Consider the following 13,579-nt stretch of genomic DNA (forward strand, 5'->3'; position numbering starts at 1 on the left):
ACTTATCATATCCCATATAAAACAAAATTTTTTTTTGTTTTTGTACCGCCCCCCCCCCCCACCCCCCAAAACCGGGCCCGCCCCGGCGCTGGGGGGGGGGCCGGCCTCCAGGGGAGGTAAAAAAAATAAAAGATGTCAGCGTGTTTGGAGGGTCACTTTTTTTCGCGCCTGAAGCAGAGGAACCAGTCGAGGCAGTATTTTTCCTCGTCCTGCGACTCCATCCGCTCCTTGGCCACGCCGCAGGAGCCGGCGGTCGGGATGATGACGTCCTGTCCGGGGCGCCAGTTGGCCGGGGTCGCGACCTGCTCGGCGTCCGCCTTCTGGAGCGCGACGACGATCCGTTTGATCTCGTCAAAGTTGCGCCCGGTGGAGGCCGGGTAGTAGAGGATCGTGCGGATGACCGCCTCGGGGTCGATGACGAAGACCGCGCGCACCGCCTGGGTGGTCGAGGAGGAGGGCTGGATCATGCCGAACTTGTTGGCGACCTCCATCTTGATGTCCTCGATGAGCGGGAACTTGACCTCGACGCCCTTCATGCCGTTCCACTCGAGGTCCTGGATCTTGCGCAGCCAGGCGATGTGGGCGTAGAGGGAGTCGACCGACAGGCCGATCAGCTCGGTGTTCAGCGCCTTGAACTCGTCCGCCATCGTCGCGAAGGTCATGAACTCGGTCGTGCAGACGGGGGTGAAGTCCGCCGGGTGGGAGAAGAGGATCACCCATTTGCCCTTGTAGTCCTCGGGGAAGTTGATGGGACCTTGGGTGGTGACGGCGGAGAAGGAGGGGGCCTTGTCTCCGATGAGGGGCATGGTGTAGCTTCTGTTTTCTTCCATATTGCATTCTCCTTTTTTCGGGTCGGATTGTTGATGTTCGGGCAGTGGTAGTGAAGTGATTGATAACAGTAATTATTACTGTTTCTGTGTCTAAAGAATACCGCATCCGCGGCATCCTTTCCGTGACAAAGTCACTTTATTCCGTTTTGATTTTAACGCCGCAGGGATGGGCCGGCGAAAAGTCGTATCCCACCTTGCCCATGACCGATTCGTAGACCGTCCAGCCCCCCGAGAGGTTGTGGCACTCGTAGCCGTGCTGCATGAGGATGCGGCAGGCGAGGTAGCTGCGCAGCGCGGTGCCGCAGGTGAGATAGACCGGCTTGCCCCGCGGGAACTCGTCGAGATGATCGCGCAGCCCGTCGATCGGCACGTTTTTGAAGCCGTCGATGCGGCCCTGCGCGTATTCCTCCGGCGAACGGGTGTCGACGAGGGTGACGCTTCCGTCGCGCGGGAGGGCCGCGACCTCGTCCCAGTGGAACTGCCGCACCCTGCCGGCAAGGAGATTTTCGATCACGAAGCCCGCGATGTTGACGGGGTCCTTCGCGGAGGAGAAGGGCGGAGCGTAGCAGAGCTCGAGCTCCGCCAGGTCGGCGGCGGTCATGCCCGCGCGGATAGCGGTCGCCAGCACGTCGCAGCGCTTGTCGACGCCGTCGAAGCCCACGAGCTGGGCGCCGAGGATCTTCCCCGTCCCCCGCTCGAAGACCACCTTCATCTCGAGGTTCCGCGCGCCGGGGTAATAGGCCGCGTGGGAGGTCCCGTGGATGTGCACCTTGTCACAGTCGAGCCCCGCGGCCTTCGCCGCGCGCTCGTTGAGGCCGGTCGTCGCGACGGCCATGTCGAAGAGCTTGAGCACCGACGAGCCCTGGGTGCCGCGGTATACGCTGGGGATGCCCGCAAGGTTGTCGGCCGCGATGCGGCCCTGCTTGTTCGCCGGGCCCGCGAGCGGGATGTAGCCAGGCGCGCCCGTCACGAAGTCGGTGATCTCCACCGCGTCCCCCACCGCGTAAATGTCGGGATCGGAGGTACGCATGTGGGGATCGACGACAATCGCGCCGCGCGGGTTGACCGTAAGCCCCGCCTCCTTCGCAAGACGGCCGTCGGGGCGTACCCCGATCGACAGCAGCACGAGGTCGGCGTTCAGGACGCCCCGCTCGAGGGAGACGGTCACGCCGCCGTCCGGCGCGGGGGGAAAGGCCTTCACGCCGTTTTGCAGCAGCAGGCGCACCCCCTTGGAGGCAAGGTAGCGCTCGACGAAGCTGGCCATGTCGTAGTCGAGCGGGCCGATCACATGGTCCGCCAGCTCGACGACGGTGACCGATAGCCCCGCCCGCGTGAGGTTCTCCGCCATCTCGACGCCGATGTATCCGCCGCCGACCACCACCGCCGTCCTGGGGCGCGCCTCCTCGACGAAGGCGCGGATGCGGTAGGTGTCTGGAACGGTGCGCAGGGTGAAGATCCGCTCGTGTTCGATGCCGGGGATGGGGGGCCGCAGCGGTTCCGCGCCCGGCGAGAGCAGGAGCTTGTCGTAGGCTTCGGTGTAGCTTTCGCCGGTCGCGGCGACGCGGACGGTCACCGTCCTCTTCGCGCGGTCGATCGAGACGACCTCGCAGCCGGTGCGCACGTCGATGTTGAAGCGCTCCTTAAAGCTCTGCGGGGTCTGGAGAGTCAGCGATTTCTTGTCGGTGATCTCGCCGCCGATATAATAGGGCAGCCCGCAGTTCGCATAGGAGATATACTCGCCGCGCTCAAAAACGACGATCTGCGCCTCTTCGTCCAGCCGGCGCAGCCGCGCCGCGGCCGACGCGCCGCCCGCGACGCCGCCGACGATCAGTACCTTCATTTCGCTCCCCTCCTTTCCGATCAGCCGAGCATGTTCAGGATCGCCTGTTTGCTCTGCACGCCCACGCGGGTGGCGACCGCCTTGCCCTGCTTCATCACGACGAGGGTCGGGATGCTCATGACGCCGAACTGCGCCGCGAGCTCGGGTTGCTCGTCGACGTTCACCTTGCCGACCTTCGCGCGCCCGTCGACCTCCGCCGCCACCTGGTCCACGATCGGGGAAACCATGCGGCAGGGCCCGCACCAGGGCGCCCAGAAGTCCAGGAGCACCGCCTGGTCGGACTGTAAAACCTCTGTGGTGAAATTATCCTTGGTCAAAGTTTTGACTGACATATCATCTGCCTCCTTGTTTTGCGGTTGTTTGGTATGGCTCTATTATATACCTTTTTGGTGTTGTTACGGTGACTAGGTCACACTTCCCCCGGGGGCGCATGGAAAGCGGGCCCGCGGCATATGATTCAGCATGGTACCCAACTTTATCACAAGGGGTGGCAAGATGTATCCCGTCTACGACTATCTCAAAACCGAAACGAAATGCGAGGAGGTGCCCGTCGCCTTCCCGCCCCAGCAGCAGGACCGCCAGCCGGGCATGGAGGCCGTCATGCAGCCCCGGCCGATCTCGGAGAACGCCTGCGCCGCCGGGGGCGGCCGCCTGTGCGACCGGGTCGCGCTCATCACCGGGGGCGACAGCGGCATCGGGCGCGCCGTCGCCTACGCCTTCGCGAAGGAGGGCGCGGACCTGGCGGTCGCCTACCTCTGCGAGGAGCAGGACGCCGCCGAGACGAAGGCCCATGTCGAGGAGCTCGGGCGGCGGTGCCTGCTGCTGCCCGGCGACCTGCGCGACCCCGCCTGCTGCCGCGCCGCCGTCGAGCGGACGGTGGGGTGCTACGGCAAGCTGAACGTTCTCGTCAACAACCACGCCGTCCAATTCATCCGCCGGAGCATCCTGGACATCACCCGAGAGCAGCTTCTCGCCACCTTTGAAACGAATATCCTCTCCTATTTCTATCTCATCCAGGCCGCGCTCCCCCATCTCGGCCGCGGCAGCTCGATCATCAACACCACCTCCGTCACCGCCTACGCGGGCGAGCCGCTGCTCATCGATTACAGCGCCACCAAGGGCGCGGTCATGGCGCTCACCCGTTCCCTCTCCCTCTCGCTCGAGGGACAGGGCGTGCGCGTCAACGCCGTCGCCCCCGGCCCCATCTGGACCCCGCTCATCCCCGCCTCCTACTCCGCGCGGGAGGTCCAGACCTTCGGCACCGATACCTCCCGCGTGCCCATGCTGCGCGCCGGACAGCCGTTCGAGGTTGCCTCCAGCTACGTCTTCCTCGCGTCGGACGACGCGAGTTATATGAGCGGCCAGGTCCTGCACCCCAACGGCGGGAAGATCGTCGGGTCCTGAAGACGCGCAAAATCGAAAACGCCCGTTTGACAACGGGCGTTTTTTTGCATATTTTCCTGCCGCGCGCAAACAATAATCCCATCAAAAATCCGGGAGGTCACGCTATGGAACATCCAACCTTCCTCTACTGTGAGGACTGTAAAAAAATCGCCGCCGTCATCGAGGGCAGCCCGACACTCGCCTGCTGCGGCGACCCGATGAAGGCGCTGCGCGCCAACACGTCGGACGGCGCCGCCGAAAAGCATGTCCCCGTCGTCAAAAAGCAGGGAAACACCGTTGAAGTCTGCGTCGGCGACGTGCCGCACCCGATGAGCAGGGAGCACAGCATCGGCTGGGTCTGCCTCGTCACGAAGGAGGGCTGGCAGCTCAAAAAGCTGCCCGTCGACCGCGACCCGGTCGCGAAGTTCGCCCTCTCCGAAGGCGACGCGCCCGAGGCGGCCTACGCCTGGTGCAACCTGCACGGCCTGTGGAAGGCCGACATCCATTAAATCTGCGAGGTGAGAGTATGCCCAGATCCAACTATCCCGGCGGGCTGAACGAAATGCTCAGCTGCGACGATACCGCCAAATCCTATTTCATGTCCCTGCCCGACTACGTGCAGGGGATGATCCAGCAGCGCTGCGGCAACGTCCACAGCATCGACGAGCTGCACCGCTACGCCGAAAACCTCATGGCCGGCGACAAATAAAAAACGGCGGAGGGTGCGCCCTCCGCCGAAAAAGCTACAGTTCTTTGAGCCGCGCGACCACCCGGTCGAGCTGCGCCCGCGGGACGAAGCGCCCCGCGTACTGCATCGCCGTGCCCAGCTGCATGCCGCGGAACCGCGCCGCCATCGGGCTGGCGAGCACCTTTGGGTAGGCGCGCTGTATCATCGCGCGCGCGTTCGGATTGGCGAGGATCTCGCCGATCGTGATGCGCCCGTTTCTCAAATCCATTGCTTCACCTCCCCGTTTGGGGGATAGCCCATTGTATGCCGCGCGGCGGAAAGGAGTTCCCACCATGCAAAACTATGCTAACGGTCCCGAGATCCCCATGGGGTTCGGCATGGCGCTCGCCGAAAACATGCCCGCCATGGAGTATTTCGCCTCGCTGAGCCACGAGCAGCAGCAGGCCGTCATCGCGCACACCCACCAGATCCGCTCCAAAAAGGAGATGCAGGCCTACGTCCGCAGCCTTGTGGAGCAGCCGCCCTCCTTTTATTAGGAGAACTTTCCAGTTTAGGGGGCTTTCCCCCGTCCATACTATTACCGGAGGTGGCAAACATGCCCGAATGTTTTGAAAATCCGCAGATGCAGCAGTATTTTTCCTCCCTGCCCGTCTATGTTCAGGAGACGATCAAGCAGAGCGCGCCCAAGATTACCAACGAGGACGAGCTCCGCAAGTTCGCGGAAAACCTGATGCAAAGCAACGGATAAAGCCCGAAGGCCCCCCGCTGAAGCGGGGGGCCTTCGCTTTTTCCGGGCCGGCCGGCACGCCGAATAACGCGTGCCGTCAGCCCGGGGCTTGCTCTTTTCCGCAGCGGGAGGGCGCGGGGGTCTCCTCCTGGCGCCGCAGCTCCCGTTCATAGTCCTCCTGTGTCATGGGGTGGTAGAAGACGAAGCCCTGGACATAGTCGCAGCCCACTTCCCGCAGCCGCCGCACCTGCTCCGGCGTCTCGATCCCCTCCGCCACCGCGTGGATGTGAAATCTGTGCACCAAATCGACGACGCCCTGGATGATGGCCCACTCCCGCTCCTCGTCCGTCCCGTCCTCGAAGAAAAAGCGGTCGATCTTCAGCGCGTCCGCCGGCAGGTCCTTCAGCAGGCTCAGGGAGGAGTAGCCCTTGCCGAAATCGTCGATCGAGCAGGCAAATCCCGCCTGCTTCAGCGCGTTGACCGTCCGGAGGAGCAGGCCGGCGTTGTCGAGGACGATGGACTCGGTGAACTCGATCTCCAACAGCTCCGGAGGGATTTGGAACCTGTCCCGGATCTCCACATAGCGGTCCACGAACCCCTCGTCATAGAACTGCAGCCGGGACACATTGACGGATACCGGCAGCGCGGACTCCCCCGCGTCCAGCCGGCCGCGCAGCCAGCGGCAGACCTCCTCCATGACGTACTGGTCCAATTGCCCGATCATGAACTTCCGCTCAAAGACCGGGATGAACTGATCGGGCGGGATGACCCGCCCCCCGCTGAGCTTCCAGCGGACCAGCGCCTCGGAGGAGGCGATCCTCCCCGTGCGCAGGTCCACCTTCGGCTGGTAATAGACGACGAACTCCCGGCGCTCGAGGGCGGAAGCCATCCGGCTCTCGATGTCCTTCTCCTCCCACAGCTTGCGGCGGATGCTGTCGTCGTAATAGACATAGTTGGGGCTGGTTTTGGTTTTGACCATCTTGCGCGCAAAGCCCGCCCGGTCCATGAGCCCCCCGACGCCGAGCTTTTCGACCACGTCCCCCACGCAGCAGATTCCGCAGCAGGTGGACAGGCTCTGCCGTCCGGGCGAGCTGCGCATATATGCGGTAATCTTCCGGTCGGCCTCCCGCTGGCGCGCGGCCGCCTCCTCCTTCCGGTCATACCGCAGCAGCAGCACGAAATTGTCGGCCGAGACCCGGCCGCACAATTCCCGCTCCCGCAGCCCGGCGCGAAGGATCTCCCCATACCGGGCCAGCACCTCGTCGCCGTAGGCGTACCCGAACATGTCGTTGATATACTTGAAATCCACGAAATCCGTACAGATCACGGCGTACCGCTCATTCCCCGCCCGGTCCAGCAGGGTCTGGGCCTTCTCCTTGAAGGCGTCGATCTGGTAGGCCCCGGTCAGCGGATCCCGCTGCGCCAGATCGCTCAGCCGCTGGTTGGTGCTCTCCAGCAGGAGCAGCTTTTTCGAGGCCGCCCAGAAGATGAACAACCAGGTCGCCAGCATGATGCCCAGCATGACGGCGCACGCCGCCAGCAGGGTTTTCGACTGGCGGGTGGTATAGGCCTCGGCGGCAAAGACCGTGTCGTTGGCCTGCTCGAAATAGCGTTCGCTCAGCGTGAGCAGCGGCCCGCTGTCCTCCGCTCCCGCCCGGTACGCGTCGATGTGGTCCTTCACCTGGACCCACATGCCCTTGAGTTCCTCCAGCTCCCGCCGGTACGCCGCGTCCTTGGGGTTCGGCAGGCCGTATTCCCCACCCTCTCCGGACAGGTCCGCCAGGATGCCGTCCAGATATTCCACAAGGCCGTCGCCTGGTTGGTCCATCAGCTCCAGCTTCACCAGCCGCTGCGTGGCGCCCCGCACAATGCCCACATAGTTGATCAGCCTGCCGTAGCACTGCACCTGTGTGACCGCGTGGACCGTTATGCCGCCCAGCAGCAGCAAAGAAATGAACAAAGAAATAAGGCCGCCCTTTGCGTATCGCCTCACGACGCTCATCCCCCACCGCTTCCGCCGGCCGCCCAGAACAGATCGCTGCCGATCCGGCTATCGTTGTTACAGTTAAGCAACATTATACTGTAATCGGCGGGAATAAGCAAGTTTTTTGTGACAACATCATGGATCCTGCGGAAAAACGGCACCCACGCGCAAACAATACGATAAAACAGCCGCCCGGATGGGCGGCTGTTTTAATCCCGTGAGCCCGGTCATGCGGCCGTTTCTACAAAATGCACGGCGGAATGATCCCAATACTTTCGGTAAACGACTTCATCTTGTTTTCCATGAAAATTCAACTGGTACATCCGGAATGTCACCGGAATATTTTTCGGCTGCCACTGCTCCTCGTAGGAATATTGATAGCGCATCCCCAACCGGACCATGACCGCGCCGCTGCGCGGATTGTTCCGGTCGTGCGTAGCGGTAACGTATGGAAGCCCGTCCGCCTTTACACGCTCGATGACAGCCCCGCACGCCTCGGTCACAATACCCCCGTGCCAGAACTCTTTGCGCAGCCCATAACCCAAATCATGGTGTTCTTCCATGCTGACGTTCACATAACCGATCGGAATGTTGTCACTTTTCAGACAAACGGCGTATTGATAGGCCCGCTCCTGCCTGTAGCGTTCCGCGTACCGCTCCTGCCAGAAGGCCCGTGCTTCATCCATGGACCGTAATGGAAACCACGGCAGAAAACGGTTTACCTCCCCGTCGCTGAAAATGGCAAACAAAGCGGGCAAGTCGTCTTCCGCAAATCTTCTCAAGGTCAGTCGCTCTGTCTCCAACGCGGGGGTGTTTACAGTACGCAAACCACATCACCTCGGATTTTCAATTTCTCGGCCCGCGCCTCATCCGTCCGGCGCGGACGGACGTCTCCTTATTCCCGCAGCAGGAGACGGTCGAATTCGTGGAAGTTCGGGATGACCTCATACACCTCCGGCATCCGCTCAAACGCCTCCCGCCGCTCCTCCGGGGCGACCGCGATCACCTTCCCCGCGCCCGCCGCCGCTGCCGCGCGAAGCCCCGAGACCGCGTCCTCGAAGACGATGCAGTTCTTCGGCTCGAGCCCGAGCGTCTCGGCGGCCCGCAGGTAGAAGTCCGGCGCCGGCTTCCCGAGAATGGTGCCGTCGTCGTAGACGAGCTTTTCAACGTCGAACCACCGCTCCAGGCGGAAGCTCTCGATATAAAAATCCACGTTGCCCCTGCGGGAAGCGGTCGCGATCGTCCGGGGGATCCCGCGCTCGCGGAGCTCGTCCAGAAGCTCCTCCGCGCCCAGCGCGAGGTGGAAGCGCGCCGCGTCCTTCCGGCAGAGCCGCCGGTAGATCGTCTCCTTTTCCTCGACGTATTCGTCGACCTGCCGCGCGCTCAGAGCCTTCCCGGCGAGATGCTGCATGGTAAAATCGTTGTTGCGCCCGTGCACGCACTCCCGAAACTCCCCGTCGGAAATCTCCTTCCCAAACGCCTCCCGCGCAAAGAGCCGCCACGCCCGCTCCTGCTGCTCCCCGTCGAAAAAGAGCGTCCCGTTAAAATCGAAAATGACTCCCATCATAATGCCGGTTCCTCCCAGGCCGGGGGATTCCCTTCCCGCCGGCCGATTGTAATGTTCCGTTCCAGTATAATGCTCTCGGTCGAAAAATTCCAGCGTTTTGTTACCATATCCGGAAGAAAAGGGCGGAGCAGCCCGCTCCGCCCTTTTCAATCCGGTATCTTTTCCACCGCGCGGCACGCCGCCAGCCAGAGGGGCGCCGTCAGCCAGAGCATCGGCAGGTCGCGTGCGAGCAGCTCCCCCCCGCCGACCAGCGCCACTCCCGCGAAGCTCCCGCAGAGGCAGGCCGCGAGCAGGAACGCGAAAGCCCGGGGGCCCGCCGCCGGGCGGCGCAGCGCCGGGCGCGCCGCCAAGAGGAGCGCGGCGAGCGAGCAGGTAGCCGCCTTGAGGAGCGCGGTCAGCAGCAGCACGTCGGGGCGTTCCTTCTTCATCCAGAGGTAATCCGTCCACTCGGCGCGCCGCTCGGTGAAGAGGGTCTCCCAGAAGGAAAAATCCGACCAGCGGGTCGGGATCAAATCCTGCGGGACCGCGGGGCGCACGCCCGCCAGCCAGAGGACGGCCGCGGCCGCGGCGACCGCTGCAATCCAGAGCAGCGCCCGCTGGACCGGCCAGTCACGGCGGACGCGGGCACGGCCGAAAAAGCGCACGGCGAGCGAGCAGGCCGCCGCCAGCGCGGGCAGCAGGCAGAAGAAGCGGGCGAGCGCCGCGAGGCCGCCGTACTGCACGATGCGTTCCCCGGGCAGGCCGTGGCGCATGGCGAATTCCTCCGCGCGCCCGCGCGGGTTTTCCTCCCCCGAAAGGTCGAGGGTGACGCGGTCGAAGAGGACCTCCGACGCGGGGTCCGCCTCCACGGCGAGGGTGGCCTCCGGCGCGTCGAAGACGCCCCGGACGGTGTAGTCCCGGCCGTTCCAGCGCACCTTCTGCCCCTCGGCGCGCGCGTCCCCGAAGAGGGAGAGCGCCGTCGTCCGGTCGATGAGACAGCCGTTCCCCGCCGCGGGCGCGAGGGAGGGGCGCGCGTCCGGCAGGAGCAGGGCGCTCTCCCCCCACAGCGTGAGAACGGACACGGTGCGTTCCCGGCCGAGCGCGGGGCTTTCGACCGTCTGCCCGTCCTCCTGCCGCCAGAGGGTGAAGGCGAGCGGATGCTCCGTGCGCGCCTCGGCGGCGGCCATCTCCCGGGCTGCGGGGACTCCCGCCGGCGCGCCGCCGATTTGGAGCGCGGCGCGCTCCCCGAGCGGCGCGGCCGCCCCCGCGAAGAGGCAGGCGCCCGCCCAGAGGGCCAGCGCCAGCAGGAGCGCCAGCGGCCCCTCCAGACGGCGCAGGACGGTGGTCATGTGGCCTCCGGGCGGACGCGGTCGTTTTCACGCACCGTCTTGTTGCCGCCCGTGATGATCCAATCGTCGGTCGTGAGCGGCCCCTCGACCGCCGCGGTCGTCTCGTTGCGGTCGAGCAGCGTCACGTCGAGCCGCTCGGCGCTCTGCTCCACGCCGAGCACCGACTCGGTCTCCCGCACCGCCAGGACGTAATACCGCTCCCCCTCCTTATGCAGCGCCGATACCGGCACCGTCGTGCGGTACTGCTCCGAACGGGTGGTGGCGGACAGTACCGCCGGCATCCCGGCCTCCCCCTTCCCGGCGGGGAGGGAGACCGTCACTTTGGCAAAGCCGTTCTTGTCCGCCAGCGCGGCGATGCTCTCCACCGTGCCGTCCGCGCGTTTGTGGCCCGGGAGCTCGAGCTTCACCTTGTCGCCCGGCGAGAGGTACTCCCGCTCGTCGTCGGTGATCTCACAGGTGAAACGGAACCCCGCTTCCGCACCCGCCAGCAGCAGCGCCGCTTCGTCTGCCGTCCGCTTTCCGGGCGCGACGGAGAGCGCCGTCACCGCGCCGTCGATGGGCGCGTAGATTTCGCCGCCCGCCTCGGAGAGCGCCTGGAGCCGGGAGAGCTCGAGCTGCCGGAGCCGCACGTCGATCCCGAGCGTCGCCGCGCTGTTGTCCGGGTCCTCCAGCTCCAAATCCTCCAGCACGCGCTCCGCGTCCACCTTCGCCCGGTCCTGGTCGCTCAGCGCCTCCTCATAGGCGCGCTGCTTGGCGCGGTAGTCGTCCCGCAGCGCGATATAGGTCGGATCGAGGTCCTCGTCGTCCTCGTCCTCATCCACGTCGTTGTCGTTTTTGTAGTCGCGCAGCGCCTGCCGCGCCCGGCGGCGGTCCTCCCCCGCCTGCTGCAGCTTGAGGCGGCTGCGCTCCATCGCCATGTCGTAGTCCTCCTGCGCGCGCAGGGCGGACAGTTCGTCCTTCTCCTCCCCCAGCGCGGCCTTCTGCTGCGCCTCCTGGAGCTGGAGCTGGGCGCGCTGGAGCTCGAGCTGCTTTTCCAGCACCTGCCGCGCGAGATCGTCCGCGTCGAGGGTGAACAGCAGGTCTCCCGCTTTCACCTGCTGCCCCTCGCCGACGGCAACGCTCCCCACGAGGATCCCGCCTTCCGCCGTGACCGGGCGCTCCTGCGCCGGTTCGAGCCGGCCGTCCTTCTCCACTGTGTGCGGGATGGCCGCGCGCGCGGGCTTTTCGGTCGTCACCTGCGCGACGGTCAGCGAATCGGCCGCGCGGGAGAGCAGCGTGCAGGCCAGCATGAATACGAGAAAGCCCGCCAGCAGCCGCAGGGCGCGCCGTTGGATGGTAACCGGACGGGAGCGGTCGGTTTTGTATGTAAAGATCGTTTTCAGATTCATCGGTTTCATTCCTTTATGCCCGCGGCAATAATTCCCTGTTCAAGGTAGCTCTGCCCGTAGAGGAAGACGAGGATCGCCGGGATGAGCGCCACCACCGAGGCGGCCAGCGCCAAGCCCGCGCGGCCCGTCACGACCTGCGGCAGATAGAGGGAGAGCGGCCAGAGCGCTTTGGTCTTGAGATAGGTCATCGGCGGTTCGATGAGGTTCCAGCAGTCGAGGAAGCCCAGCACCACCGCCGACATCACGCCCCCCGCGCCGAGCGGCAGGCCGATCGACCAGAAGATGCGGAAGCTCCCCGCGCCGTCCAGCTCGGCCGACTCGATGAGCGCCTGCGGAATCCCCCTGAAAAACCGGTACATGATGAACACCGGAAAGGTGGAAAACGCGGCGGGCAGGATGATGCCCGTCAGCGTATCGAGCAGGTTCAGCCGGTCGAGCACCAGATAGGTGGGCATCATCGTCACCTGGAAGGGCATGAGCATCAGCACGATATAGAGGGTGAACAGCAGGTTTTTGCAGGGGAACTCATGCCGGGCGAACCCCCACGCGGCGGGCACGCCCACCAGGAGCTGCCCGGCCAGCGTCCCGAGGGTGATCTTCACCGAGTTCCAGAACATGACGAAGAACCCGGGCGAATCGAGCAGCAGCTCCACATAGGGGCGCAGCGTCGGGTAGAGGGGGATGAGGTCCCACCGCGCGAACCCCTCCCCGCCCGAAAGCACGGGCGCGAGGTTCGCGGTGAGTTCCGCCTCCCCCATGAAGGAGCCGCCGACCAGAAAGACGATCGGCAGCCACACCGCCGCCGATAAAACCAGCGGGAGGAGAAGCGGCAGGCTTTGTCGGATTTTACGCATCACAGCCTCCTTGCGCGGATGAAAAGTTGGGGCGGGGCGGGAAACCGCGCCCGGCCCCGCCGGGCGCGCGGGCCGCGAAGCGGCCCGAAAACGGCTTTGCCGTTTGGTTTCCCGCCCCCGCGGCGATGGGCGCGCGGCGGGCGGCTATTCCGTCTCCCACGCGCGCCGCAAAAGCAGGATGAGCAGCAGGATCACGGCCGCCACGAGCACCGCGGCCGCCGCGAGCTTATCCATCGACAGCTCGCGGAACCAGTTGCTGAAGAGGTGCTGGAGCAGGTACATGCTGCTGTGGGGATAATCCCCCGCCACGAGGTAGGCCTCGCGGAAAACCTTGAAGGAATTGAGAAAGCTCAGCACCGTGATCGTGTAGAGGGAGGGCAGCAGGTTGGGGAGCGTCACCCGCGTGAAGGTCGTCCATGCGCCCGCCCCGTCGATCGCGGCCGCCTCGTAGATGTCGGTCGAGATGTTCGCGAGCCCGGCCATCCAGAGGATGACGTCGTAGCCGAGGTTCTTCCAGATGTAGCTGCCCACCAGCACCCAGAAGGCGGCGGAGCTCTGCATCCAGTCGGTCCCCTGCCCGCCGAGCGCCGTGATCCAGGAGTTGACGAGCCCGTCCGCGTGGAAGAGCGCTTTCCAGATCAGGACGATCGACGCGACGGGGATCGCCATCGGGATGAGGAAGGTGGTCTTGAAGAAGCCGGCGCGGCGGGGGTTGCCGTAGAGGATGACCGCCACGAGCAGCGAGAGGGAGATGAGCAGCGGCATGCAGAACGCCACGAACCGCAGCGTGTTGCCCGCCGCGAGGCGGAACGCCCCGTTGGAAAAGACGTCGGCATAGTTTTTGAGGCCCACGAAGGCGCCGTTCATCGCCCCGGTGAAGGAGCGCCGGACCACCTCGAGGAAGGGGGCGAGCACGAAGACGCCCACCCCCAGAAGACTCGGGAGGATGAAAAGCAGCCCCCGCATACGGCCGGCCGTACGGCTGTTCAC

General features: G+C 64.9%; 15 protein-coding genes and 1 pseudogene. 5 read left to right on the forward strand and 11 right to left on the reverse strand.

Annotated elements, in window-relative coordinates:
* Positions 1–152 precede the first annotated feature (152 nt).
* The 3 genes and pseudogenes from RCI06_RS05730 to trxA form a co-directional block, all read right to left on the reverse strand.
* On the reverse strand, positions 153–830 hold the full coding sequence (locus RCI06_RS05730) for a peroxiredoxin (RefSeq protein ID WP_101551492.1): 678 nt from the start codon (positions 828–830) through the stop codon (positions 153–155).
* Positions 831–966: 136 nt separating this feature from the next.
* On the reverse strand, positions 967–2,670 hold the full coding sequence (locus RCI06_RS05735; protein WP_306574913.1) for an FAD-dependent oxidoreductase: 1,704 nt from the start codon (positions 2,668–2,670) through the stop codon (positions 967–969).
* Between the two features lie 20 nt (positions 2,671–2,690).
* Positions 2,691–3,005 (reverse strand): annotated as a pseudogene (trxA, locus tag RCI06_RS05740) (thioredoxin); the annotation flags it as partial.
* A gap of 160 nt (positions 3,006–3,165) precedes the next feature.
* Between trxA and RCI06_RS05745 the strand changes: the two are divergent.
* The 3 genes from RCI06_RS05745 to RCI06_RS05755 all read left to right on the forward strand — a co-directional run bounded on the left by RCI06_RS05745 (position 3,166) and on the right by RCI06_RS05755 (position 4,762).
* A complete protein-coding gene (locus tag RCI06_RS05745; RefSeq protein ID WP_306574914.1) occupies positions 3,166–4,074 on the forward strand; it encodes an SDR family oxidoreductase in 909 nt (302 codons plus the stop codon).
* A gap of 104 nt (positions 4,075–4,178) precedes the next feature.
* The gene (locus tag RCI06_RS05750) at positions 4,179–4,562 is read left to right on the forward strand and encodes a desulfoferrodoxin family protein (protein WP_306574917.1); all 384 of its coding nucleotides are present in this window, start codon (positions 4,179–4,181) and stop codon (positions 4,560–4,562) included.
* 17 nt (positions 4,563–4,579) lie between these two features.
* Positions 4,580–4,762, forward strand: a complete 183-nt coding sequence (locus tag RCI06_RS05755; protein WP_101551502.1) for a hypothetical protein — start codon at positions 4,580–4,582, stop codon at positions 4,760–4,762.
* Between the two features lie 34 nt (positions 4,763–4,796).
* Here the strand turns inward: RCI06_RS05755 and RCI06_RS05760 are convergent, their stop codons facing one another.
* Positions 4,797–5,009, reverse strand: a complete 213-nt coding sequence (locus tag RCI06_RS05760; RefSeq protein ID WP_101551504.1) for a hypothetical protein — start codon at positions 5,007–5,009, stop codon at positions 4,797–4,799.
* Positions 5,010–5,073: 64 nt separating this feature from the next.
* On the opposite strand from RCI06_RS05760, the gene RCI06_RS05765 reads away from it, so the two are divergent.
* Positions 5,074–5,277, forward strand: a complete 204-nt coding sequence (locus RCI06_RS05765) for a hypothetical protein (protein WP_101551506.1) — start codon at positions 5,074–5,076, stop codon at positions 5,275–5,277.
* Positions 5,278–5,336: 59 nt separating this feature from the next.
* The gene (locus RCI06_RS05770) at positions 5,337–5,489 is read left to right on the forward strand and encodes a hypothetical protein (protein ID WP_172439239.1); all 153 of its coding nucleotides are present in this window, start codon (positions 5,337–5,339) and stop codon (positions 5,487–5,489) included.
* Positions 5,490–5,565: 76 nt separating this feature from the next.
* Here the strand turns inward: RCI06_RS05770 and RCI06_RS05775 are convergent, their stop codons facing one another.
* The 7 genes from RCI06_RS05775 to RCI06_RS05805 all read right to left on the reverse strand — a co-directional run bounded on the left by RCI06_RS05775 (position 5,566) and on the right by RCI06_RS05805 (position 13,579).
* A complete protein-coding gene (locus RCI06_RS05775; protein ID WP_306574920.1) occupies positions 5,566–7,428 on the reverse strand; it encodes a bifunctional diguanylate cyclase/phosphodiesterase in 1,863 nt (620 codons plus the stop codon).
* Between the two features lie 251 nt (positions 7,429–7,679).
* Entirely contained in the window at positions 7,680–8,279 is a 600-nt protein-coding gene (locus tag RCI06_RS05780; protein WP_306574922.1) for a GNAT family N-acetyltransferase, read from the reverse strand.
* 68 nt (positions 8,280–8,347) lie between these two features.
* Positions 8,348–9,019 carry an HAD family phosphatase gene (locus RCI06_RS05785; protein WP_306574925.1) on the reverse strand — a complete coding sequence of 224 codons (672 nt, stop codon included), beginning with the start codon at positions 9,017–9,019 and terminating at the stop codon, positions 8,348–8,350.
* A 146-nt stretch (positions 9,020–9,165) separates the two neighbouring features.
* The gene (locus tag RCI06_RS05790; protein WP_306574928.1) at positions 9,166–10,347 is read right to left on the reverse strand and encodes an ABC transporter permease; all 1,182 of its coding nucleotides are present in this window, start codon (positions 10,345–10,347) and stop codon (positions 9,166–9,168) included.
* Complete coding sequence (locus tag RCI06_RS05795) at positions 10,344–11,735, reverse strand: efflux RND transporter periplasmic adaptor subunit (RefSeq protein WP_306574931.1); 1,392 nt, start codon at positions 11,733–11,735, stop codon at positions 10,344–10,346. The genes RCI06_RS05790 and RCI06_RS05795 overlap by 4 nt, the downstream gene beginning before the upstream one ends.
* A gap of 5 nt (positions 11,736–11,740) precedes the next feature.
* Positions 11,741–12,589 carry a carbohydrate ABC transporter permease gene (locus RCI06_RS05800; protein ID WP_306574934.1) on the reverse strand — a complete coding sequence of 283 codons (849 nt, stop codon included), beginning with the start codon at positions 12,587–12,589 and terminating at the stop codon, positions 11,741–11,743.
* A 144-nt stretch (positions 12,590–12,733) separates the two neighbouring features.
* Positions 12,734–13,579, reverse strand: coding sequence for a carbohydrate ABC transporter permease (locus tag RCI06_RS05805; protein WP_306574936.1), 846 nt, complete (start codon positions 13,577–13,579; stop codon positions 12,734–12,736).

The sequence above is a fragment of the Anaerotruncus massiliensis (ex Togo et al. 2026) genome (assembly GCF_030825285.1).
Taxonomy (GTDB): Bacteria; Bacillota; Clostridia; order Oscillospirales; family Ruminococcaceae; genus Anaerotruncus; species Anaerotruncus massiliensis.